This is a genomic window from Streptomyces sp. NPDC006193, assembly GCF_040613915.1.
Classification (GTDB): Bacteria; Actinomycetota; Actinomycetes; order Streptomycetales; family Streptomycetaceae; genus Streptomyces.
In genome coordinates this window covers 42,609-65,322 of sequence record NZ_JBEXTB010000012.1, presented here as the reverse complement: position 1 = coordinate 65,322, position 22,714 = coordinate 42,609, and the positions used below count along the sequence as shown (strand labels likewise).

Below are 22,714 nucleotides of genomic sequence, written 5' to 3'. Positions count from 1 at the left end.
GAGCACCCATGTCCGTCACCGCCGACCTGTACATCGAGGTCAAGAACTTCTACGCCCGCCAGATGCGCGTCCTGGACGATCTCGACATCGAGCAGTTCACCGCGACGTTCACCGAGGACGGCTCGGTCGCCCATCCCCACCGGGGCGAGAAGGTGGAGGGCCGCGAGGCGATGCGCGCCAAGATGAAGAGTATGCTCCCGATGTACGAGGGGCTGGTCACCCGGCACTGGTTCGACCACTTCCTGATCGAGCCGGCCGGGGACGACGGCCTGCGCGTCACCTACTACTCGCTGGTGACCCAGACCAACACGAAGGACGAGGTCCACTTCTTCTCCTCCTCCAGCGTCGAGGACCGCATGGTGCGCGAGAACGGCGAGCTGCGCATCCGGGAGCGGGTCATCCACCGCGACAACCCGAAGTTCGGCCGTGTGATCTGACGAACCATCACTTGAGGGGCGCCTGAGAGGGAGGGCAGAGCAGATGGCAGAGCCCTGGGAGCTGCCGCCGGCCGCGTGGAACGACACGGCACGGCCGTTCGAGGACCGGGTGAGCATGATCGACCTGATCGAGCGGCGGGTACGCCAGAACCCGGACGCCCCGGCCGTCCGCCTCGGCGAGGGGGAGGTCAGGACGTACGGGCAGCTGTGGGAGGACTCCGGTCTGCTCGCCCGCTTCCTGGGCGGTCAGGGGGTGGGGCGGGGCGCGTTCGTCGGCATCCTGCACGAGAACTCGTACGACAGCGTGCGGGCGGTCGTCGGCGTGCTGCGCACCGGCGCCGCCTACGTGCCGCTGGACGCGCGGTGGCCGGCCGCGCGGATCGCCACCCCGGTGCGCCAGCTGGGCATCGGCTGGATCGTCACCGGGCACGCCCTGGCGCGCCGCGCGGAGGAGGCCGGGCACCTCGCGGACACCGGCCTCCGGCTGGTCTGCACGGACCTGCCGGAGGACGCCCCGGACCCGCTGGACGCGGAGGCGGTGGGCCTGCTCTGGGACACCGTCGCCGAGGACGAGGACCAGGCCCGTGCGTCGGGCTTCCACCGCGACCCGGCCGACGGCGTCGGTGCCGACGGGGTCGGCACCTACGTCACGCACGTGCGCGACCTGGTGCTGTCGGCGGCGGCCGGCCGGCCCCGGGTCGTGGAGGTGGGCTGCGGCGCCGGTCTGATCGCCTGCGCGCTGCGCGGACGGGTCGCCGCCTACACGGGCGTCGACGTGTCGTCGGTGGCGCTGGAGCGGGCGGCCCGCGAGTACGGCGGGGGCGCCCGCTTCGCGCAGGCTCCGGCCGACGAGCTCGGCCGCGTGGTGGAGCCGGGGAGCGCCGATGTGGTGGTGCTGGCGAGCGTCGCCCAGTTCTTCCCCGGCTTCGCGTACCTGCGGTCCGTGCTCCGGGAGGCGTTCCGCCTGCTGGCGCCGGGCGGGGCGGTGGTCCTCGCGGACCTGGCGGAACCCGGCGAGGGCGGGGAGCCGGGCCACCTGCTGGTGCCCGCCGCGTGGTTCGGCCGGCTGGCCGCGGGGCTCGGCCTGCCGGTGCGGGCGGAGGTCCGCCGCCGTGGGGGCGACGCCTGGCCGGCGGTGCTGCGGGACCGCTACGACGTCGTCCTGCGCCTGGCGCCGGCGGAGGCGGCGGTGCCGCACACGCCGGTGATCAGCGCGTGGAGCGACGTCGAGGCCGCGCGGGAGCTGCCGCTGCCGGCCGGTCCGGGCGCGGACGACACGGCGTACGTGATCTTCACCTCCGGCTCGACCGGGGTGCCGAAGGGCGTCTCGGTGCGGCACCGCAGTGCGGTGAACGTCATCCAGTGGGTCAACGAGACCTATGCGGTGGGGCCGGAGGACTGCCTGCTGTGGGTCACCGCGCTCACCTTCGACCTGTCGGTGTACGACCTGCTGGGCATCCTGGCGGCGGGCGCCAGCCTGCGCGTGGTCCCGGCGGCCGAACTCTCCGACGGGGAGCGGCTGCTGGAGATCATGCTGCGGGAGCCGGTGACCTTCTGGGACTCGGCGCCGGCCGCGCTGAGCATGGTGATGTCCTGTGCCGGGGAGCCTCCGCGCGACGCCCCGGCGCCCGGCCTGCGGCTGGTGTTCCTCAGCGGCGACTGGGTGCCGCTGGCCCTGCCCGGCCGGGTCCGGGCCCGCTTCCCGGCGGCGCGGGTGGTGGCGCTGGGCGGCGCCACCGAGGCGACCATCTGGTCCAACCACTTCGACGTCGGCGAGATCGACCCGGAGTGGACGAGCATCCCGTACGGCAAGCCGATCCAGAACGCCCGCTACTACGTCCTGGACGAGGACCGCAAACCGCTGCCGGTCGGGGTGGAGGGCGACCTCTACATCGCGGGCGTGGCGGTGGCCGACGGGTACGTGGGCGATCCGGAGCTGTCGGCGCGGAAGTTCACGGCCGACACGGTCAGCGGCCTGGAGGGCGAGCGGATGTACGCCACCGGTGACCGGGCCCTGTGGCGGGCCGACGGCAACCTGGAGTTCCGGGGCCGCCGGGACGACCAGGTGAAGGTGCGCGGCTACCGGATCGAGCTGGGCGAGGTGCTGGCCGCGCTGCGGCGCGTGCCGGGGGTGGCGGACTGCGCGGTCACCACGCTGCGCGGCGACGACGGCCCGCAGATCGTGGCGGCCGTCGCCACCGGCGCCGCGGGGCGGGAGCTGTCCGGCGGCTTCGTGCGCCGGCACCTCGCCGGGGCGCTGCCGAGCTACATGCTCCCGGAGCACGTGCTGGTCCTGCCGGCCCTGCCGGTCGGCCCCACGGGCAAGGTGGACCGCGACGGGCTGGCCCGGCTGGCGGCGCGCCCCCGGGGACGCCGGCCGCGCTGACGGCGCGGGGGCGCCTTCCCGGCGGTCCGCCGGGAAGGCGCCCCCGTGCTTGGCCCGGCTACTTGCGGACGCCGAGCTTCCACACCATCGCCGCGATGGCGTCGGCGTTGACGTCGAGGGTGTGCTTGTCGATGTTGGCGGGGGTGTCGCAGGCCTGGTGGTAGCACTTGTCCATGGCCTCGCCGGCGGTCCCGCCCCACTTGGCGGCCTGCTCCGGGGTCTTGATCTCGGCGGACCCGGTGAAGATGCCGCCGACCGGGACGCCCTTGGCCAGGAACGGCTCGTGGTCGCTGCGGCCGTTGAGCGCGGTGGCGGGCTCGGTGGGGATGCCCTTGGCGTCGAAGTACCCCTGGAAGTGCCGGGCGACCTCGGGGCTCTGGTCGTAGACGAAGTAGCCGGCGTTCGGCGAGCCGATCATGTCGAAGTTCAGATAGGCGGTGATCCGGGACAGTTCGGCCGGCGGCAGGGTGTTCACGTAGTGCGTGGAGCCGATGTAGGTCTCCTCCTCGGTCCCCCAGAAGGCGAAGCGGAGGTGCTGCGAGGGACTGGCCTTCCTGGCGGACACCGTGAGCGCGGTCTCCAGAATGGCGCCCACGCTGGATCCGTTGTCGTTGATTCCGGGGCTCGTGTCCACCGAGTCGAGATGCGCACCGACCATGAGCACCTTTCCGGACTTTCCGCCGCGCGGCCAGTCGGCGATCAGGTTCCAGCTTTTCTTCCCGCCGAATTCGAATTCCTGGAGCGAGGTGCGGTATCCGGCGGCGTCCAGCTTCTCCCTGACATAGTCGACGGACGCCTGATAACCGGCCGTGCCGTGGGCCCGGTTTCCGTTGTGCGCGTCGGAGATCCGCTGGAGCGCGTCGAGGTGCCGCATCACCTCGGCGACGGAGATGTCGGGCGTCGCACCCCCTGCGTGAGCAGGCTCTTCGGCGTGCACGCCGGCCGTGCCGAGAAGCAGCACGGACAGGGTGGAGGCCGCGACGACGGCGGAACGGGACGTTGTGAAAGGCACTGCGAATTCCCCTCTTCGGTGCGGGTGCGTGAATGTCCGATCAGGGATTCCCCCGTGATCCAGGCGAATATTTCACGACACCCGGCGGCACGCCAGCGCTTTCACAAACGGAATGAACCGGACGGTCGTTTTGCGCCAGGGTGAGAATGACGGACGAACCACGCGGCCGAGTACGGGCATCACGCATCCCGGCTATGGCGCCCCGGAAATACGGGTTGCATTCATGGCGCAATTCGTGCCCTGCTCGGGACACGGACCCGCGAGCGGCGCTTCAGCCCGCGTACGGGTCCGGCGCCGGGCCGGGCCGCCAGGAACTCGACGTCGCAGCGGTGTCGGCCTGCGTGACCTGCTGGTCGTAGAGGGCGCCGTGGCCGCGCGCGCAGCGGGCGGGCGGGCGGGGTCCACGCGGCCCTGCGGCGTGCCGGCTCCGCGTCGTCCACGTGGAGACGCAGGCTGCGGGCCGGGACGTCCAGGGTGATCAGGTCTCCGCCGCGGACCGGGGCGCCGTCCTCGGCGAAGGGCGTCACCGGGACGGCCACCACGTCGGCCGGGGCGGCGCGCCGGGCCGCGGACGTCACGCCGCTCACCGACGGCCTTGCGTCGAGGGGGACGGGGGGAGCGCCCGGCGCACGAAGGAGGCGATGTGTGCGGGCAGGGCGCTCGCCGCGCCGTCCGCGTCACCGTCCAGCGCGAGCCGCAGGATCTCCCGGTGCTCGGCGGCCTCCCGCTCCCAGGAGGGGTCCGCCGAGCAGCGGATCGCCGCACGGCAGGTACAGGGCGCGGTGGAACTCCCGGTTCGCCAGGGCGCGTGCGGCGGCGTCGGTGGCGCCGTCGGCACGGGTGAGCGCGGCGCGGGCGGTGCCGAGGGGGCGCCGCGCCGGACGGTCCTGCGCCGCGCCTCGGGCGCCGGCAGCAGCCGCACGTCGTGGACGTCGCCTGCCATGTCCGCGTCCACGCTGCGCACCGTGACGCCCTTGTACGGGCGTCGACCGTTGAAGGGGGCCGACTGTTCGTCGATGCCCGCGGCACAGGGCACTCGGGAAGCCCGCGGGCCGGCCGCGCCGCCGGGCGGACCGGGGCAGCGCGGCGCCGCGGACCGGCCGGGGGCTCACGCCGTGCCCGGCCCGCCGCTCAGCCGCGTGCCGTGGCCCCGGGCCGCCAGCCCGGGTCGCGTCCGCTGAGGCCGACGGCCCGGTCCAGCAGCGGGGCGTCGGGCGGGACCGGGACGACCGGGCCGAAGGGGCCGTCCCCGCGGCCGGATCCGTCGGCCGCGGCCCGCAGGAAGCCGTGCGCGGCCTCCAGAGCGGCCGGGTCGGGTGCGTAGTCCTGGCCGGTGGCGCGGGCCAGGTCCCAGCCGTGGATCACCAGTTCGTCGAGGGCGACGGCCCCGGCGACCGCGCCCGGCAGGTCCACCCCGCCGGCGCGGGTGCTGCCGGCCCAGGCCGCCGGGTCGCGCCAGGCGCCGGCCAGTTCGTCCAGCGCCCGGGGCAGCTCCTCCCGCCAGCCGGGGCCGATGTCCGGCACGTGGGCGTCCGGGCCGGCGGCGGTGGTCGCGCCGAGGTCCTTGCGGGCGGCGTCGCGGAAGGCCGCGGACAGCATCAGCAGGTGGCCCAGCAGGTTCCGCACCGTGTAATCGGGGCACGGTGTGGCGGCCGTCAGCTGTGCGTCGGTCACGGACGCGGCGAGCCGTGCGACGAGCCGGGTCTGCGGGCCGAGGTCCACCATGGTCATGCTCACTCCTTCGTCGGTGGCTGCTCCGTGAAGTGCTGACCGCCCGGAGCCCCGGACCTCATCGGCGCCGGGGGCCGGAGACCGGTACACGTGCCGTATCGCGGCGGACCGCCGCCGCGGTGCCCCGCGGCGGATCCACGGCATCCTGCCGATCCGAGCACGCCCTCCTCAGAGCCACGATGACCGGGCATGACGACTTCCTCGACCCTGCTCCGCGTGCTGCGCGACCGCACCGCGGGGCCGTATCTGGCGGCGGTGGCGGTCTCCGCCTTCGGCACCTCCTCGCTGTGGCTGGCCTCGGGCGTGTGGGTGAAGGACCTGACGGGCTCCGACGGACTGGCCGCCCTGTGCGCGCTCGCCCTGTGGGCGCCCACCCCGGCCGGCCCGCTGCTGGGCACGCTCGCCGACCGGTTCCGGCGCAGGCCCCTGCTCATCGCCCTGGACCTGGGCCTGGCGGGCCTCCTCCTCACGCTCTTCGCCGTCGGCTCCCCCGGCGACCTGTGGCTGCTGTTCGCGGTGCTGTTCGTGTACGGCGCCGCCGGCGCCGTGCACGACGCCGCCGAGTCGGCCCTGGTCGGCGCCGCGGTCGCACCGGACCTGCTGGGCGACGTCAACGGGCTGCGGACGGCCGTCACGGAGGGCATGAAGCTCGTCGCCCCGCTGACGGGTGCGGGCCTGTACGCGGTCCGCGGGGGCCCGGCCGTGGCCTGTCTGGACGCGCTCACCTTCGCCCTGGCCGCAGGGCTGTGCGCGCTGCTGCGGGTGCGCGAGGAGAGGCCCGCCCCGGCCGGTGAGGGCCGGTGGAAGCGGACGGCGGCCGGCGTCCGGCACCTGTGGGGCCATCCCGTGCTGCGCCCGCTGGTGGCGGCGGGCGGTGCGACGATGCTGCTGACCGCGCTGGCCGGCTCCACGGTGTACGCCGTCGTCGACCGCCTCGGCCACTCCCCCGGCTACGCGGGCGTCCTCTACGCCGTCCAGGGCGCCGGTTCGGTGGCGGCCGGGCTGGTGGCGGGGCCCGCGGCGCGGCGGCTAGGCGGACGCCGGTTCGCGGCGGCGGGGATCGCGCTCACGGGGGCCGCGACGGTCGCGCGCGCCGTGCCGTCGGACGCGGTGGCCCTGGTGTCGAGCGCGGCGAGCGGTCTGGGCCTGCCCTGCGTGCTGGTCGCCGCGTTCACCGCCGTCCAGCGGGAGACCCCCGGCCCGCTGCTCGGCCGTGCGACGGCCGCCGCCGGCACGCTGGTGTCCGGCCCGACCGTGGCCGGCCTCGGCCTCGGCGCCGGCCTGGTGGAACTGGCCGGCCCGGCGCCGCTGCTGCCGCTGTACGGCCTGGCGCTGCTCCTGACGGCGGCCTGGCTCGCTCAGCGTCCGGACAGCGCCGACCGCACCGCCGCGAGGTCCCCGTCCGACGCCGGCCCCGCGTGATGCAGCCGCAGTTCCGTCGCGCCGGCCGCACGCGCGCGTGCCGCGTCCGCCGCGAGCGTGCCGGGACTGCCGCCCATGCCCAAGGCCACGGTGAGGTTGGCGGCCAGCACCGCGCCGGCCCGCGCCTGCGCGGCGAAGGGCGCCAGCAGGGCGGTGCCGCCCGTGCAGGGCACCACCACGCCGTCGGCCACGGACAGCACGTGGGCGGGGTCGACGCCCGCGTCGGCGGCCCGTACGCAGGCGTCGAACTCCTCCGGCAGCAGCGCGTGGAACTCACCGGTGCCGCAGCAGGCGAACACGGCGGCGGCGCCGGCCTCGACGCCCCGGCGCACATGGGTGCGGTAGGCGTCGAGGTCGAGTGAGCCGCCGGGGCCGAAGGCCGTGACGGGGAAGAAGAGCGGCCCGCTCCGGTCGCGGAGCCGGGCGGCGAGGGGGGCTGGCGTCACAGGCGCTCCCCGTCGGTGCATGTCCCTGATCGTCGTCCATATTCATGAACGATGTCACGCTACGGACCCCGGTCGGAGCCGGTCAAGCGCGCCGAATCCCGGCCCTCCGGCGGATGCCCCCTGCCAGGCGCCCTTGACCGGACCGGCCCCGCTCTCTAGCGTGTCCAAGCTTGTGAATATCGTCCACGTACGCATGCGGCCGTCGGTTCTCGGACCTCACCGCCCCCAAGGAGATCGACAGATGCCCGCTCCCCGAACGGTCCTGCTCACCGGCGCCGCCGGCGGGCTCGGCACCCTGATGCGGTCCCTGCTGCCGGAGTACGGCTACACGCTGCGCCTGTTCGACGTGCGCCCCGTCGAGGACGCGCCGGACGCGATCACCGCGGACCTCGCCGACGCCGAAGCCCTGCGCGAGGCGGTCCGGGGCGTGGACGCCGTCGTGCACCTCGCCGGGATCTCCCTGGAAGCGCCCTTCGAGAAGATCCTGGCCTCGAACATCCGGGGCACCTACCACCTGTACGAGGCCGCCCGCCGGGAGGGCGTGCGGCGGATCGTGTTCGCCTCCTCCAACCACGCCGTCGGATTCACCCCCACCCCGCGCCCCGGCGAGCCGCCGGTCCCCGTGGACACCCCGCGCCGCCCGGACACCTTCTACGGCCTGTCCAAGTCCTTCGGCGAGGACCTGGCCCAGCTCTACTGGGACAAGCACGGCCTGGAGACCGTCTCCGTGCGCATCGGCTCCTGCTTCCCGGAGCCGACCAGCGTCCGCATGCTCTCGATCTGGCTGAGCCCGGCCGACGGCGCCCGCCTCCTCCACGCGGCCCTGACCGCCGAGGACGTCGGCCACACGGTCGTCTACGGCTCCTCCGCCAACACCCGCCTGTGGTGGGACCTGACCGGCGCGCGGGCGCTCGGCTACGAACCGCAGGACGACTCCGAGCCGTACGCCGCGAAGCTGATCGCCGAGCAGGGCGAACCGGACCCGGAGAACCCCGCCCACAACCGCCTCGGCGGGCACTTCGTCACCGACCCGCCGATCTGGCCGCACTGAGCCCGCGGACCCCCCGCCGCGGCGGAAAACGATCGCTCCCGGCGGCGAGCGGGCACCGAACGGGCGCGTCCGCCACCCCGTTCGGGCGCCCAGGACGCCCGCTCTCACCTCCGGACGCGCGCCGCCGCAGGTCCGCGGCGGGCCCACCCCACGGTGAACGGGCGCATCCGGGCAGTATCAGGCCCGCAACAGACCTGGTCAGAGCCGCACACCCGCTGTAGAACTTCCCCCAGGGCCCGAACGGGCAGCTCCACAAGGAAGTGGGTGACACATGAGCACGAGAACGGCGGAAGAACGCCAGCGGGAGATCGTGAGGGCCGCACGCGCCGCCGGCTCGGTCGACGTCACCGCGCTCGCTTCCGCCCTGGGCGTGGCCAAGGAGACCATCCGGCGCGACCTGCGCGCGCTGGAGGACCACGGCCTGGTGCGCCGCACCCACGGCGGCGCCTACCCCGTGGAGAGCGCCGGCTTCGAGACGACGCTCGCCTTCCGCGCCACCAGCCATGTGCCCGAGAAGCGCCGGATCGCCGCCGCGGCGGCCGAACTGCTCGGGGACGCCGAGACGGTCTTCGTCGACGAGGGCTTCACCCCGCAGCTCATCGCCGGCGCCCTGCCCCGGGACCGGCCGCTGACCGTGGTCACCGCGTCCCTGCCGGTCGCGGGCGCGCTCGCGGAGGCCGACCAGGTCTCCGTGCTGCTGCTCGGCGGCCGGGTCCGCCCCGGCACGCTGGCCACCGTCGACCACTGGACGACGAAGATGCTGGCCGGATTCGTCATCGACCTCGCGTACATCGGGGCGAACGGCATCTCCCGCGAGCACGGCCTGACCACGCCCGACCCGTCGGTCAGCGAGGTGAAGGCGCAGGCGGTCCGCGCCGCCCGCCGCACGGTCTTCGCCGGCGTGCACACCAAGTTCGGGGCGGTCAGCTTCTGCCGGTTCGCCGACGTCGGCGCGCTGGAGGCGATCGTGACCAGCACCCTGCTCCCGGCCGCCGAGGCCCACCGCTACTCCCTGCTGGGCCCGCAGGTCATCCGGGTCTGATTCCACCTCCCACCTCCCCTCGGGGGCGCCCCTTCCCCACGAGCGCCCCTTATGTCCCGACATCCCCAGGAGTGATCCATGCGTACCCCGAGCCGACGGAGGCCGCGAGCCACGCTCGTCATGGCCGCCGCAGGGACGCTGCTCGCCCCGCTGCTCTCCGGCTGCTGGACCGGGGCGGGCGGAGCCGGCTCCGGCGGCGACTCGATCAACGTGCTGATGGTCAACAACCCGCAGATGGTGGAGCTGCAGAAGCTCACGGCCGCGCACTTCACCGAGGAGACCGGCATCAAGGTGAACTTCACCGTGCTGCCGGAGAACGACGTCCGCGACAAGATCAGCCAGGACTTCGCCAACCAGGCCGGTCAGTACGACGTGGCCACCCTCTCCAACTACGAGATACCGATCTACGCCCGCAACGGCTGGCTGCACGAGATGGACGGGTACGTCGCCGCGGACCGGTCCTACGACGAGCAGGACGTGCTCAAGCCCATGCGCCAGTCCCTCACCGGCGACGACGGCAAGCTCTACGGCCAGCCCTTCTACGGCGAGTCGTCCTTCCTCATGTACCGCAAGGACGTGTTCGCGCAGAAGGGCCTGAAGATGCCGGCCCGCCCGACCTGGCAGCAGGTCGCCGACCTCGCCGCGAAGGCCGACGGCGCCCGGCCCGGCATGAAGGGCATCTGCCTGCGCGGGCTGCCCGGCTGGGGCGAGGTGATGGCGCCGCTGACGACGGTCGTGAACACCTTCGGCGGCACCTGGTTCGACAAGGACTGGAAGGCCCGACTGGACTCCCCCGCCTTCGAGAAGGCGACCAAGTTCTACGTCGGCCTCGTCCGCGAGCACGGCGAGTCCGGCGCCGCCCAGTCCGGCTTCGCCGAGTGCCTGAACAACATGACCCAGGGCAAGGTCGCCATGTGGTACGACGCCACCTCCGCGGCCGGCCTGCTGGAGGCGGCCAAGTCCCCGGTCAAGGGCAAGCTCGGGTACGCCCCCGCGCCGGTGGAGCGGACCACGTCCTCCGGCTGGCTCTACACCTGGGCCTGGGGCATCCAGAAGGCCTCCCGCAACCCCGACAAGGCCTGGAAGTTCGTCTCCTGGGCGTCGGGCAAGGACTACGAGCAGCTGGTCGGCGACACCAGCGGCTGGTCGAACGTCCCGGCCGGCAAGCGCGCCTCGACCTACACCAACGCCGCCTACCGCAAGGAGGCCGCCGCCTTCCAGGAGATGACCAAGCAGGCCATCGAGAGCGCCCGGCCGAACGACCCCGGCGTCCAGCCGCGGCCCGCCCCCGGCATCCAGTTCGTCGGCATCCCCGAGTTCACCGACCTCGGCACGAAGGTCTCCCGGGAGATCAGCGCGGCCATCGCCGGACGCCAGTCCGTCGACGCGGCGCTGAGGAAGTCCCAGCAGCTCGCCGCGAAGATCTCCAAGGAGTACGAGGGACGATGACAGCGACCACGACCGCCCCGCTCACGGCCGGCGCCGCACGGACGGCGCGCCGGCCCTCGGCCCGGCTGCGCGCCTGGGCCACCCGCGCCCCGCTGCTGCCGGCCCTGATCTTCATGATCGCGGTGACCCAGCTGCCGTTCGTGGCCACGCTGGTGATCTCCTTCTTCGACTGGAACGCCCTCTATCCCAAGGCCCGCCGCTTCACCGGCCTGGACAACTACCGCCAGGTGCTGACCGACGCGGACCTGCGCCACTCGGTGTGGACGACCGTGCTGCTCACGGTGGCGGTGGTGCTGGCCAGCCTGGTCCTCGGGCTCGCGCTGGCCCTGCTGCTGGACCGGCGGTTCCGCGGCCGGGGCATCGTCCGCACCCTGCTCATCGCACCCTTCCTGGTGGTGCCGGTGGCCGCGGCGCTGCTCTGGAAGCATGTGCTCTACAACCCTGAATACGGCCTGTTCAACGGACTGCTGCACTATGTGGGCGGCCCCCAGCCGGACTGGATCTCCGACACTCCGCTGCTCGCGGTCGAGGCCTCCCTCGTCTGGCAGTGGACGCCGTTCATGATGCTGATCCTGCTGGCCGGACTGCAGAGCCGGGACCAGCAGCAGATCGAGGCCGCCCGGGTCGACGGCGCGAGCGACTGGCAGATCTTCCGCCACCTGACCCTCCCGCACCTGCGCCGCTACCTGGAGCTGGGCGCCCTGCTGGGCTCGATCTACATCGTCCAGAACTTCGACGCGGTCTTCACGATCACCTCCGGCGGCCTCGGCACCGCCAACCTGCCCTACACCGTGTACCAGAGCTTCTACCAGGCCCACGAGAACGGGCTCGCCTCCGCCGCGGGCGTCCTGGTGGTCATCGGCTCCATCGTCATCGCGACCTTCGCCCTGCGCGTGGTGTCGTCCCTGTTCCGCGAGGAGGTGTCCCGCGCATGAGCACCGTACGACGAGGCGGGCTGGGTCTGCTGGCCTGGCTGACCGGGATCCTGTTCTTCCTGCCGATCGCGTGGATGGCGCTGACGTCCTTCCACTCGGAGTCCGACGCGGCGACCAACCCGCCCTCCTTCGCGGCGTCGCTGACCCTCGACGGCTACCGCGAGTTCTTCGGCAGCGGCGGCGGAGCCAGCCCCTGGCCCGCGCTGGTCAACTCCACGGTGGCGTCGGTGGCCTCGACGCTGTTCGTCCTGCTGCTGGCCCTCCCGGCGGCCTACGCGCTGTCGATCCGGCCGGTCAGGAAGTGGACGGACGTGCTGTTCTTCTTCCTGTCCACCAAGATGCTGCCGGCCGTGGCGGGCCTGCTGCCGATCTACCTGTTCGCCAAGAACGCCGGGATGCTCGACAACATCTGGCTCCTGGTCGTCCTCTACACCTCCATGAACCTGCCGATCGCGGTGTGGATGATGCAGTCCTTCCTGGCCGAGGTGCCGGTCGCGGTCATCGAGGCGGCGCGGGTGGACGGCGCCCGTCTTCCGGTGATCCTCACCCGCGTGGTCGCCCCGATCGCCCTGCCCGGCATCGCGGCGACGGCACTGATCTGCTTCATCTTCAGCTGGAACGAGCTGTTGTTCGCCCGGGTCCTGACGGGCGTGGTCGCCGAGACCGCCCCCGTCTTCCTGACCGGCTTCATCACCAGCCAGGGCCTGTTCCTGGCCAAGGTGTGCGCCGCGTCGCTCGTCATCTCCCTGCCGGTGCTCGCCGCAGGGTTCGCCGCCCAGGACAAACTGGTCCAGGGCCTGTCGTTGGGAGCCGTCAAATGAAGGCCGCCGTCATCGAGTCCGTGGGACGCGCCGTCGTCACCGAGGTCCCGGACCCGACGCCAGGGCCGCGTGATGTCGTCGTCGAGGTCGCCGCGTGCGGCCTGTGCGGCACCGACCTGCACATCCTCCAGGGCGAGTTCGCGCCCAAGCTGCCCATCGTCCCCGGCCACGAGTTCGCGGGCGAGGTGGTCGGCGTCGGCTCCCAGGTCACCGAGGTCGCGATCGGCGACCGGGTGGCCGTGGACCCGTCCCTGTACTGCCACGAGTGCCGGTACTGCCGCACCGGGCACAGCAACCTGTGCGAGCGGTGGGCGGCGATCGGCGTGACCGTGGCCGGCGGCGCCGCCCGGTACGCGCTCGCCCCCGTCGCCAACTGCGTGAAGCTGCCCGAGCACGTGCGCACCGAGGACGCGGCCCTGGTCGAGCCCCTGTCGTGCGCGGTGCGCGGCTACGACGTGCTGCGCTCCCGGCTCGGCGCGCACGTCCTGATCTACGGCTCCGGGACCATGGGCCTGATGATGCTGGAGCTGGCCAAGCGGACCGGCGCGGCCAGCGTGGACGTGGTCGACGTCAACCCGGCCCGGCTGGAGACGGCCCGGCTGCTCGGCGTCTCGGGTGCCGCGGGCAGCGCGGACGAGCTGGACCGCCCGCAGGGCTGGGACGTGGTCGTGGACGCGACCGGCAACGCGGCGGCCATCCAGGACGGCCTGGACCGGGTGGCCAAGGCCGGCACGTTCCTGCAGTTCGGGGTGGCCGACTACGCGACCCGGGTGACCATCGACCCGTACCGCATCTACAACCAGGAGATCACCATCACCGGCTCCATGGCGGTGCTGCACAGCTTCGAACGGGCGGCCGAGCTGTTCGCGAACGGGGTCCTCGACCCGGGTGTGTTCATCAGCCACCGGCTGCCGCTGGAGGAGTACCCGCAGGCGCTGGAGCAGTTCGCGGCGGGCGTGGGACGGAAGATCGTGGTGGTGCCGTAGCCCGTCCGGCCGGTAAGGGAACGGTAAAGCGGTGTCGGTCGTTCACCTGGCATGACAGCTATGACCCCAGGTTCGAACATCCCGCTGGCGGCCGCGCGCGTGACGGTGGACGTCACCGCTCCGGTGCGGCTCGACGTGTCGGGCCTGCTGCTCACCGCCGACGGCAAGGTGCGTTCCGACGACGATTTCATCTTCTACAACCAGCCGACGGGCCCGGGGGTGACGTACCGCTCCGGCGGCGGTACGGCCCCGGACGCGGTCACGGTCGACACCGCGGCCGTCCCGCCGGACATCGAGAAGATCGTCGTCACGGCCAGCCCGGACGCGGCTGGCCAGACCTTCCAGGGCATCGAGCCGACGGCCACCATCCGGGACGCGGACGGCGGCGCCGTGCTGGCCACCTTCACGCCGCCGCAGCTCGGCGCCGAGACGGCGCTGGTGGTCGTGGAGGTCTACCGCCGGGGCGGCGGGTGGAAGGCCCGCGCGGTCGGCCAGGGGTACGCGAACGGGCTGGCCGGCATCGCGACGGACTTCGGGGTGACGGTGGAGGAGCCCGCCGCGGCTCCCGCCGCCCCCGCGGCCCCGCCGCAGCCGGCCGTCCCGCCGCAGCCCGTTCCTCCGCAGCCGGTGGCCGCCGCACCCGCCGCACCGCCGATGCCGGCCGCCCCGCCGCCCGCTCCCGCGCCGGGCGCCGGGAAGATCAACCTGGACAAGGGCCGGGTCAGCCTGCAGAAGAACCAGACCGTGTCCCTGGTCAAGGGCGGCCGGCCGCTGCTGTCGCAGGTGCGGATGGGGCTCGGCTGGGAGCCCGCGTACCGCGGCCGGGACATCGACCTGGACGCCTCGGTGATCGCCTACGGCCCGCAGCGCAACCCCATCGACAGCTGCTACTTCGGCAAGCTGACGATCCTGGGCGGCGCGATCCGGCACTCCGGGGACAACCTGACCGGCGAGGGCGGGGGCGACGACGAGGTCATCACGGTCGACCTGGGCCGCCTGCCCCAGGAGGTCACGGGCCTGGTGTTCACCGTGAACTCCTTCTCGGGCCAGAAGTTCACCCAGGTCGCCAAGGCGTACTGCCGCCTGGTGGACGCGGCCACGGGCGAGGAACTGGTCCGCTTCGACCTCACCCGGGCCGAGCCCCAGACGGGCGTCCTGATGGCCAAGCTCGTCCGGCAGTTCTCCGGCGAGTGGGACATGACGGCGCTGGGTGACTTCGTGAAGGCCCGGACGGTGCGGAACATGGTGGAGCCGGGCGCCAGGGCCCTGTAGCACCGGCAGCGCGGCTCCTTGCCGGCTCGACGCGGGCGCGGACGCGACCGTCAGCGGGGGCGCAGCCCCTCGGTCAGCAGCGTCAGACAGCGGCGGATCTCCCGCTCCTGCGCGCCCGCGAGCTCCGCCGCGGTGCCCAGGCCGTGCGCCAGCCGCAGCACCTCGACCGGCGTCACGTCCCCGCGCAGCGCGCCCGCGGCCTGCGCCGCCTCCACCAGCCGGGCCGCCGCCTCGCCGACCGCGGCCGAGCACACCGTCGGCGCCGCGCCGCCGTCCGTCACCGCCGAGCCGAGCAGGGCCTTCAGGCCCCGCACCTGCAGCGTGGCGACGCACAGCTCGTACAGCCACTGCGTGAGGGCCTCGCCCGGCGGCCGGGTGCCGGCCAGCTCGCCGGCCCGCGCCCCCAGCGCCTCCATCCGGCCGGTGCACGCCGCCTCCAGCAGCGCCCGCCGGGTCGGGAAGTGCCGGTAGAGCGTGCCGGAGCCGACGCCCGCGCCGGGCGATGTCGTCGAGCGACGCGTTCCCCCCGTGCTCGGCGAAGGCCGCCGCGGCCGCCTCCAGCAACCGCTCGTGATTGCGCCGGGCGTCCGCGCGCATCGGCCTGAGCTGCGTCATCGAGCGACTCCTCGGGAACCGGGGACCCCGTCCGCGTCGTAGCCGACACGGATGCGAGGGCCCCGTCCCCCGTCAGGCCGGCGGCCGGGCCCGGCGCCGCCTCACCCCGCCGCGGTCACCGCCGCTGCCGCTTCCACGGCCCGGTGACCGCGAGCATGATCCCGGGCGTCTGGATGTTGGCGAACAGGGTCCGGCCGTCGGGCGAGAAGGTGACGCCGGTGAACTCGCTGTACTCCGGCTCCTCCTCCGTGCCGATGTTCAGCTCGTTGCGCGCGATGGGGTACGTACGGCCGCTCTCCGTGGCGCCGAACAGATGCTGGACGCCCTCGCCGTCCTCGGCGACGACCAGGCCGCCGTACGGGGAGACGGTGATGTTGTCGGGGCCGTCGAAGGCGCCGTCCCGGGACGGGTCCGGGTTGACGCCCAGCAGCACCTTCAGGGTCAGGGTGCGGCGCTTGGGGTCGTAGAACCACACCTGGCCGTCGTGCCGGACCGGGCTCTCCTCACGGGCGTAGGAGGAGACCACGTAGACCCCGCCGTCGGCCCACCACATGCCCTCCAGCTTGCGGGCGCGGGTGACCTGGCCCTCGGTGAACTGCTTGCGCACCGAGACGGTCCTGGCGTCGCGGTCGGGGACGTCCACCCAGTCGACGCCGTACACGGTCCCGGTCCTGGTGGCGCGGGACAGGTCGTCCACGAACCTGCCGCCGGAGTCGAAGCACTTGAACGCCTGGAGCACGCCCGCGTCGTCGGCGAGGGTGCGCAGCCGGCCGCGGCCGTGGCGGAAGCCCTCCGGCGGGGTCCAGCGGTAGAACAGGCCGTTGGGGCCCGAGGCGTCCTCGGTGAGGTAGAGGTGGCCGCGCCGGGGATCGACGACGACGGCCTCGTGGGCGTAGCGGCCCAGGGCCTTGACGGGCTTCGGGTCGCGGTTGGCGCGGCGGTCCTCGGGGTCGACCTCGAAGACGTAGCCGTGGTCCTTGGTGAAGCCGTTCTTGCCGGCCTTGTCCTCGGTCTCCTCGCAGGTCAGCCAGGTGCCCCACGGGGTGCTGCCGCCCGCGCAGTTGGTGGCGGTGCCGGCGATGCCCACCCACTCGGCGACCTCGCCGCCGCGCCGGACCTCGACGACGGTGCAGCCGCCGGCCGCCGCCGGGTCGTAGACGAGGCCCTCGGCGAGCGGGACCGGGTGCGGCCACTGGGCGCGGGCGCCGGCCAGTTCGTGGTTGTTGACGAGGAGGGTGGTGCCGCGCGGGCCGTCGAAGGCGGCGGTGCCGTCGTGGTTGGACGGCGTGAACTCGCCGGACTCCAGCCTGGTCCGGCCGCTGTAGGTGATGATCCGGTACGAGAAGCCCTCGGGCAGGGCGAGGATGCCGTCCGGGTCGGGGAGCAGCGGGCCGTAGCCGACGCCGTGGCGGCCCCCGTGCGCGGACGCGTCCCCGGCGGTCTCGACGTCGGTGTCGGCGGCGGCCAGGGCGTTGGGCGCGGTGGCCAGGGCGCCGACGCTGCCCGCCAGGGCGATCCCGGCACCGGTGATCGCGGATTGTCTGGCGAAGTCCCTGCGGGTGAGCGGCATGGTGTCTCCTGTGACGACGGGTGCGGCGCGGTGGAGGGCGGCGTCCTCGGTTCGGCGCACACGCTCCCGCCCACGTGTGAACGCGGGTTGAACGCCGGACCACCTGTGCGGTCCCTGTACGGGAATCCGCACGCGCCGCCCCGGGGCGGCGCCCGCGCGGGCCCCGCCCGCCGTCACCGGCCGCGCCCGCCGCCACCGGTCCCGCCCGCCGTCATCGGTCCCGCTCGCCGTAGCCGGTCCCGCTCGCCGTCACCGGCCCGCCCGCCGTCACCGGTCCCGCCCGCCGTCACCGGCCCCGCCCGCCGTCACCGGCCCCGCCCGTCACGGCCGCGCTCGCTCAACCGCCCTGCTGGGAGCGGGCCTTGAACGCGGCCTTCCGGGCCTCCTTCGCCACCTTCTTGTCCGGGTGCAGCCGCCCCATCGCCTCCAGCACCTCCGGGGTGGCGGGATGGTCCACCCGCCAGGCGGCCGCGAAGAAGCCGCTGTGCTGGGCCGCCAGTCCCTCCACCAGGGCCCGCAGCTCCTCGGAGTTGCCCTCGGCCGCGAGCTGCGCGGCCAGCGTGTCGACGGTCAGCCAGAACACCATCTCCTGCGACGGCGCCGGCACCCCGTCGGCGCCCCGCTCGCTCAGCCACACGCGGGCCAGTCCGCCCAGCTCGGGGTCGTCCAGCACCTCCCGCAGCGCGGGCTCGGCCTCGGCGCCCACCAGCGACAGGGCCTGCTGGCAGCGCAGCCTGCGCAGCGGCGCCGCGCCGTCCGTGCCGCGCGCGGCCGCCAGCAACTCCCGTGCCGCGGCGAGCGGTTCGCGGCGGGCGAGCCACTGCTCGGTCTCCGCCCGGGCGGCGAACTGCCCGAACCGGGCGGTGCGGTCGAGCAGCACGTCCGCGCCCTTGTCCACCAGGTCGCCGACGGCCGGGGCCTCGAACCCGGCCTCCAGCAGCCGCGCCCGCAGCCCGTAGACGCCGAGCGGGGTGAGCCGGACCATCCCGTAGCGGGCGACGTCGGTGTCGTCCACGAGCGCCGACGGCTCCTCCTCGGCGTCCGCCAGCAGCGCCTCGTCCACCGGCCGGTACTCCACCAGCCCGACCGGCTCCAGCATCCGGAACTGGTCGTCCAGCCGCACCATCGCGTCGGAGACCCGCTCCAGGACGTCGTCGGTGGGTTCGCCCATGCCGCTGGGGACCAGCACGGAGGCGGCGAGGGCGGGCAGCGGGACGGGGCCGTGGCCGGGACCGTCCTCACCGACGGTGAGCAGGTAGAGGTTGCCGAGGACGCCGTCGAGGAACTCCGCCTCTGCCTGCGGGTTCCAGTCGAGTGACGAGAAATCGACTTCGCCGCCCTGGTCCAGCGCGTCCACCAGGCCGTCCAGGTCGGGCACGCTCGCGTCGGCGAGCACGGTCTCCAGCGCGGCGAGCCACACGGTGAGCACGTCGGCCGGGGAGCCGGCGGTGAGCAGTTTCAGCTCCTCGCCCGCCCGGACGGTGCCGGCCTCCTCGTCCACGATCTCGACCAGCCCCGCGTCCACGGCCACCCGCCAGGCCTCGCTCGCGCAGGCGGCGGCGTCGTCGCCGCTCAGGCCGAGCAGTTCGGCGGCAGCCGGGAGCTGCTCCTCGACCAGCCCGCCCCCGGCGTCCACGCGGGTGCCCGGACCGGCCCAGCGGGCCAGCCGGGCGGCCCGGGAGAGCAACGGCGTGGACAGCGCGGCACGCGCCAGCTCCGCTTCGGGATGCAGCCGTACGGGCGGCAGGGGGGAGCTGTCTGACATCGGCTGGTTCTCCTCGGACCGTGAACGGACTCAGCCGCTCAGCCTAGACGGATATCCACCCATGCCGCCCGGTTCATCTCCCCGCAGGCAACCGTACGTGGCCGAAACCTTGACAACTCGCGGGAGCAGGCAGGAGATTGACGCGCGTAGAAGTTGGGGGGACGACTGTTCACTCGGCTCTGCGCGTGTCACAGAGGGCCACGAGTCCCGCACGCTCCCGCACCACCCTCGTCCCGGCGCCCACGCACGTCCCCGGAGGGATTCCCTTGCCGAGCAGGTCTTCCGCGCGCCTCGCCGCGCTCACCGTCGCCGCCGTCTGTTCCGCCGCGGCGGCCGCCCAGACGATCGTCCTCCCCACGCCCGCGCACGCCGACTCGGTGCGCGTGCACGACATCCAGGGCACCACCCGGATCTCCCCGTTCGCCGGGCAGAAGGTGACGGACGTGCCGGGCGTCGTCACGGCCACGCGCGCCTACGGCTCCTCCAAGGGCTTCTGGATGCAGGACCCGGCCCCGGACGACGACCCCGCCACCAGCGAGGGCGTGTTCGTCTTCACCAACTCCGCCCCGAAGGTCGCGCCCGGCGACTCGGTGACGGTGACCGGCACGGTCTCCGAGTACGTGCCGGGCGGCACCGCGTCCGGCAACCAGTCCCTGACGGAGATCACCAAGCCGGTGGTCACCACGGTCTCCACCGGCAACCCGGTCCCGGCGCCGGCCGTCGTCGACGAGGACTCGGTGCCGGACGCGTACACCCCGGCCGGCGACGCCGCGGCGAACGGGTCCGTCAACGGGCTGCCCCTCGCGCCGTCGACGTACGCCCTGGACCGCTACGAGTCCCTCGAAGGCATGACCGTCCGGGTCGAGGACGCCCGCGTGGTCACCGCGACCGACCCGTACAGCGAGCTGTGGGTCACCGTGAAGCCCTCCGAGCACCCCAGCCGCCGCGGCGGCACGGTCTACGGCTCCTACGACTCCCAGAACACCGGCCGGCTGCAGATCCAGTCGCTGGGCGGCACCGCCGGCTTCCCGAAGGCCGACGTCGGCGACACCCTGGAGGGCGCCACCACCGGCCCGCTGGACTACACCCAGTTCGGCGGCTACACCCTCGTCGCGAGCGAGCTCGGCACGCTGCGCGGCGGCGGTCTGCAGCGCGAGACGACGCGGAAGCAGTCCGGCCGCGAACTGGCGGTGGCGACGTACAACGTCGAGAACCTCGACCCGTCGGACACGACCTTCGACCGGCACGCCTCCGCGATCGTGCACCACCTCCAGTCCCCGGACATCGTGTCCCTGGAGGAGATCCAGGACAACGACGGCGCCGAGGACGACGGCACGGTCGACGCGGACGCGACCGTGCGGAAGCTGATCGACGCGATCGCCGCCGCGGGCGGCCCGGCGTACGACTGGCGCTCGATCAACCCGGTCGACGGCCAGGACGGCGGCGAGCCCGGCGGCAACATCCGCCAGGTGTTCCTGTTCAACCCCGCGCGGGTCTCCTTCGTGGACCGCCCCGGCGGCGACGCGATCACCGCGGTCGGCGTCGTCAAGGAGCGCGGCAAGGCGCGGCTGACGCTCTCCCCGGGCCGCGTCGACCCGGCGAACGCGGCCTGGACCAACAGCCGCAAGCCGCTCGCGGGCGAGTTCTCCTTCCGCGGCGAGACCGTCCTCGTGATCGCCAACCACTTCAACTCCAAGGGCGGCGACCAGGGACTGACCTCGCAGTACCAGCCGCCGGTGCGCAGTTCGGAGATCCAGCGGCACGCCCAGGCGACCGCGGTGCACGCGTTCGTGAAGGACGTCCTGGCCGTCCAGAAGAACGCGAACGTCATCGCGCTCGGCGACATCAACGACTTCGAGTTCTCCGGGACCGCGAAGATCCTCGAGGGCGACGGCGAGCTGTGGTCGGCGATCAAGTCGCTGCCCAGGAGCGAGCGTTACACCTACGACTACCAGGGCAACCAGCAGGTCCTGGACCAGATCCTGGTCAGCCCGGCGATCCGGCGCGGCTGCCACGCCGAGTACGACAGCGTGCACATCAACGCGGAGTTCCACGACCAGATCAGCGACCACGACCCGCAGGTGCTGCGGTTCCGTCCGTGACCCGGCGGCGGGGCCTGCCGGACGACGGCCCGTCCGGCAGGCCCCGCCGTGCCGCCCTCACCGGTGGCGGCGTCCCCCGCGCCGGACCATGACCGCGGCCGTCAGGCGCTCACCGCCGGCATCGCCCCTGCGCCACATCACGGCCGCGGTCAGGACGGCGGCGACCGCCACGCCCACCGTCAGCGCGGGCCCCGGGTGCCGCCGCGCGGCGCCCGCGGCGGCCCGCACCGGTCGCGGCACCCGCGTGTCGTGCTCCAGGCCGCGGCCCGCCCGCACCGCCCGCTCCTGCGCCAGGTGACCGGCCCTGGCCATCCGCTCCTGTGCGCTGTGACCGGCCTGCACGGCCCGGTCCTGCACACCGTGTCCCGCCTGCGCGGCGCTCACGCGCAGCTGCACGGTCATGGCGCCGGCCTTGTCCTTGAGGTCCGCGGCCCGGGCCCGGGCCCGGCCCTTGACGTCGGCCCGCTCCACCAGCTGGGCCACGGTGTCGCCGAGTTCGCCGCGTGTCCGCTCGATCTGCCGGCGCAGCTCGTCCGGGCCCTTGGCCCCGGCGCCGTGCGCGTCCTTGTGCGTCATCGGTGTGTCCCTTCCCTGCTCGCGTCGGTGTCCGCCGTGCCGCCGCCGGGATCCTCCACGGGTGCGGCCGGGGCCGCGCCGCACCGCCGGGCACGTCCGGTCGCGGCCGGCGGCCCGGCCGCGCGGCGGGGACGGCCGGAGAGCCGGCCCGTCGGGGGCCGCCGGGTCGCGGGCCGTGCGTGGGGGATCACGGTGCCGCCTCCTTCCTGTGCGGACCCTCCGGGTACCCGGGCCCGCCCTCCTCAGCCGCGCTCGCCGCCGCCCGCGCCGCGTTCACCCAGGCGGGCGAGCTGGGACTGGAACCAGTCGAGGCGCGCCTGCAACAGGGCCGCCTCCGCGACCAGTTCGGGCACTCCCGGTTCGGTGCCGGACGCCGGCGCGGGCGGGGCGGGGCCCGTGCCGCCGCGGGTCACGACCCGCAGCCCCTGCCCGGCCAGGCGGGCGAAGACCGCCGGGGAGACGGACATGCGGGCGTGCACGCAGCCCGCGCAGGCGGGGGCCAGCGCCCGCCATCCGGGACGACCCCAGCCGGCGTCGGCCAGGGCGACCGCGGCGGCCCCGCAGGCGCACGGGCCGGCGACGGCCGTGCGCACCCGCTGCCGGGCGTAGCGGAAGCCGCGCTCGAAGCGGATGTAGGCGCCGAGCACACTGACCTCCAGCAGGACCGCCGCCCGATGCTCGGCGGTGCACAGCAGGGCCTCGGCCGCCGCCCGGTCGTGCACGCAGTGGAAGCCGCAGTCGCACAGGCGGGCGGGCGGGCGGTGCCGTCGGCCGTAGACGCAGGAGGCGTCGTCGAGCACCCCGTACGGCAGCGCGCCGCCCAGCGACACGCCGGTGAACCCGGCCCGGGCGCCGTCCTGGGACAGCACCGGGTACGCGATCTTGTAACCGGTCGGCGGCTCCGTCGGGCGTTCCGCCGGGAGCCGCAGCCTCATCGGGCGGCCGGGGCCTCGTCACGCACCGGACCGGCCGGTTCGGCCTCCTCGGGGCGGCCGGCCTCCTCGGGGAGCCGCGCTTCCTCGTCGTGGACGAGTGGCCGCTCCTCGGCGACCCCGGTGGCCACTGCCTTGCCGAGCTTCATGGCGCCTCCCATGAG

The 22,714-nt window shown here is 74.1% G+C and carries 18 protein-coding genes and 5 pseudogenes; 11 read left to right on the top strand and 12 right to left on the bottom strand.

Features of this window, described 5'->3' with window-relative positions; all coding sequences use genetic code 11:
* The first annotated feature begins 8 nt into the window (after positions 1 to 8).
* Positions 9 to 437 (top strand): nuclear transport factor 2 family protein, encoded by a 429-nt coding sequence (locus ABZ261_RS14285; RefSeq protein WP_356858847.1) that lies wholly within the window; start codon positions 9 to 11, stop codon positions 435 to 437.
* A 43-nt stretch (positions 438 to 480) separates the two neighbouring features.
* Positions 481 to 2,823 (top strand): amino acid adenylation domain-containing protein, encoded by a 2,343-nt coding sequence (locus tag ABZ261_RS14280; protein WP_356858845.1) that lies wholly within the window; start codon positions 481 to 483, stop codon positions 2,821 to 2,823.
* Between the two features lie 58 nt (positions 2,824 to 2,881).
* Here ABZ261_RS14280 and ABZ261_RS14275 read toward each other — a convergent pair whose 3' ends face one another.
* The 4 genes and pseudogenes from ABZ261_RS14275 to ABZ261_RS14260 all read right to left on the bottom strand — a co-directional run bounded on the left by ABZ261_RS14275 (position 2,882) and on the right by ABZ261_RS14260 (position 5,566).
* Positions 2,882 to 3,835 carry a M28 family metallopeptidase gene (locus ABZ261_RS14275; RefSeq protein WP_356858843.1) on the bottom strand — a complete coding sequence of 318 codons (954 nt, stop codon included), beginning with the start codon at positions 3,833 to 3,835 and terminating at the stop codon, positions 2,882 to 2,884.
* A gap of 271 nt (positions 3,836 to 4,106) precedes the next feature.
* Positions 4,107 to 4,338: pseudogene (locus ABZ261_RS14270) on the bottom strand (dihydroxy-acid dehydratase); the annotation flags it as partial.
* A gap of 80 nt (positions 4,339 to 4,418) precedes the next feature.
* Positions 4,419 to 4,814 (bottom strand): annotated as a pseudogene (locus ABZ261_RS14265) (GntR family transcriptional regulator); the annotation flags it as partial.
* A gap of 152 nt (positions 4,815 to 4,966) precedes the next feature.
* On the bottom strand, positions 4,967 to 5,566 hold the full coding sequence (locus ABZ261_RS14260) for a TIGR03086 family metal-binding protein (RefSeq protein WP_356858841.1): 600 nt from the start codon (positions 5,564 to 5,566) through the stop codon (positions 4,967 to 4,969).
* A 189-nt stretch (positions 5,567 to 5,755) separates the two neighbouring features.
* Between ABZ261_RS14260 and ABZ261_RS14255 the strand changes: the two genes are divergently transcribed.
* A complete protein-coding gene (locus ABZ261_RS14255; protein ID WP_356858839.1) occupies positions 5,756 to 6,988 on the top strand; it encodes an MFS transporter in 1,233 nt (410 codons plus the stop codon).
* Here ABZ261_RS14255 and ABZ261_RS14250 read toward each other — a convergent pair.
* Positions 6,925 to 7,215, bottom strand: a pseudogene (locus ABZ261_RS14250) (hypothetical protein); the annotation flags it as partial. The gene ABZ261_RS14255 and the pseudogene ABZ261_RS14250 overlap by 64 nt on opposite strands.
* A pseudogene (locus tag ABZ261_RS14245) lies at positions 7,213 to 7,434 on the bottom strand (dihydrodipicolinate synthase family protein); the annotation flags it as partial. The pseudogenes ABZ261_RS14245 and ABZ261_RS14250, both read right to left, overlap by 3 nt.
* Positions 7,435 to 7,675: 241 nt before the next feature.
* Between ABZ261_RS14245 and ABZ261_RS14240 the strand changes: the two are divergent.
* The 7 genes from ABZ261_RS14240 (at position 7,676) to ABZ261_RS14210 (ending at position 14,990) form a co-directional block, all read left to right on the top strand.
* Positions 7,676 to 8,485: an NAD(P)-dependent oxidoreductase gene (locus tag ABZ261_RS14240; RefSeq protein WP_356858837.1), complete on the top strand. Its 810-nt coding sequence runs from the start codon at positions 7,676 to 7,678 to the stop codon at positions 8,483 to 8,485.
* Positions 8,486 to 8,756: 271 nt separating this feature from the next.
* A complete protein-coding gene (locus ABZ261_RS14235; protein ID WP_356858835.1) occupies positions 8,757 to 9,527 on the top strand; it encodes a DeoR/GlpR family DNA-binding transcription regulator in 771 nt (256 codons plus the stop codon).
* A gap of 78 nt (positions 9,528 to 9,605) precedes the next feature.
* Positions 9,606 to 10,976 (top strand): sugar ABC transporter substrate-binding protein, encoded by a 1,371-nt coding sequence (locus ABZ261_RS14230; RefSeq protein WP_356858833.1) that lies wholly within the window; start codon positions 9,606 to 9,608, stop codon positions 10,974 to 10,976.
* Positions 10,973 to 11,911 (top strand): sugar ABC transporter permease, encoded by a 939-nt coding sequence (locus ABZ261_RS14225; RefSeq protein WP_356858831.1) that lies wholly within the window; start codon positions 10,973 to 10,975, stop codon positions 11,909 to 11,911. Before ABZ261_RS14230 ends, ABZ261_RS14225 begins: the two co-directional genes overlap by 4 nt.
* Positions 11,908 to 12,732 (top strand): carbohydrate ABC transporter permease, encoded by an 825-nt coding sequence (locus tag ABZ261_RS14220; protein WP_356858829.1) that lies wholly within the window; start codon positions 11,908 to 11,910, stop codon positions 12,730 to 12,732. The genes ABZ261_RS14225 and ABZ261_RS14220 overlap by 4 nt, the downstream gene beginning before the upstream one ends.
* Entirely contained in the window at positions 12,729 to 13,718 is a 990-nt protein-coding gene (locus ABZ261_RS14215) for a zinc-dependent alcohol dehydrogenase family protein (protein ID WP_356858827.1), read from the top strand. The genes ABZ261_RS14220 and ABZ261_RS14215 overlap by 4 nt, the downstream gene beginning before the upstream one ends.
* A gap of 60 nt (positions 13,719 to 13,778) precedes the next feature.
* The gene (locus ABZ261_RS14210) at positions 13,779 to 14,990 is read left to right on the top strand and encodes a TerD family protein (RefSeq protein WP_356858825.1); all 1,212 of its coding nucleotides are present in this window, start codon (positions 13,779 to 13,781) and stop codon (positions 14,988 to 14,990) included.
* Positions 14,991 to 15,040: 50 nt separating this feature from the next.
* Here ABZ261_RS14210 and ABZ261_RS14205 read toward each other — a convergent pair.
* The 3 genes and pseudogenes from ABZ261_RS14205 to ABZ261_RS14195 form a co-directional block, all read right to left on the bottom strand.
* A pseudogene (locus tag ABZ261_RS14205) lies at positions 15,041 to 15,605 on the bottom strand (TetR/AcrR family transcriptional regulator).
* A 115-nt stretch (positions 15,606 to 15,720) separates the two neighbouring features.
* Entirely contained in the window at positions 15,721 to 17,175 is a 1,455-nt protein-coding gene (locus ABZ261_RS14200; protein ID WP_356858823.1) for an alkaline phosphatase PhoX, read from the bottom strand.
* 337 nt (positions 17,176 to 17,512) lie between these two features.
* Entirely contained in the window at positions 17,513 to 18,940 is a 1,428-nt protein-coding gene (locus ABZ261_RS14195; protein ID WP_356858821.1) for a hypothetical protein, read from the bottom strand.
* A 266-nt stretch (positions 18,941 to 19,206) separates the two neighbouring features.
* On the opposite strand from ABZ261_RS14195, the gene ABZ261_RS14190 reads away from it, so the two are divergent.
* Positions 19,207 to 21,042, top strand: coding sequence for an endonuclease/exonuclease/phosphatase family protein (locus ABZ261_RS14190; protein ID WP_356858819.1), 1,836 nt, complete (start codon positions 19,207 to 19,209; stop codon positions 21,040 to 21,042).
* A gap of 57 nt (positions 21,043 to 21,099) precedes the next feature.
* On the opposite strand, the gene ABZ261_RS14185 is transcribed toward ABZ261_RS14190, so the two are convergent.
* The 3 genes from ABZ261_RS14185 to ABZ261_RS14175 form a co-directional block, all read right to left on the bottom strand.
* Positions 21,100 to 21,618 (bottom strand): DUF3618 domain-containing protein, encoded by a 519-nt coding sequence (locus ABZ261_RS14185; RefSeq protein WP_356858817.1) that lies wholly within the window; start codon positions 21,616 to 21,618, stop codon positions 21,100 to 21,102.
* Positions 21,619 to 21,860: 242 nt separating this feature from the next.
* On the bottom strand, positions 21,861 to 22,553 hold the full coding sequence (locus ABZ261_RS14180; protein WP_356858815.1) for a hypothetical protein: 693 nt from the start codon (positions 22,551 to 22,553) through the stop codon (positions 21,861 to 21,863).
* Positions 22,550 to 22,699: a hypothetical protein gene (locus ABZ261_RS14175; protein WP_356858813.1), complete on the bottom strand. Its 150-nt coding sequence runs from the start codon at positions 22,697 to 22,699 to the stop codon at positions 22,550 to 22,552. The genes ABZ261_RS14180 and ABZ261_RS14175 overlap by 4 nt, the downstream gene beginning before the upstream one ends.
* Positions 22,700 to 22,714 lie beyond the last annotated feature (15 nt).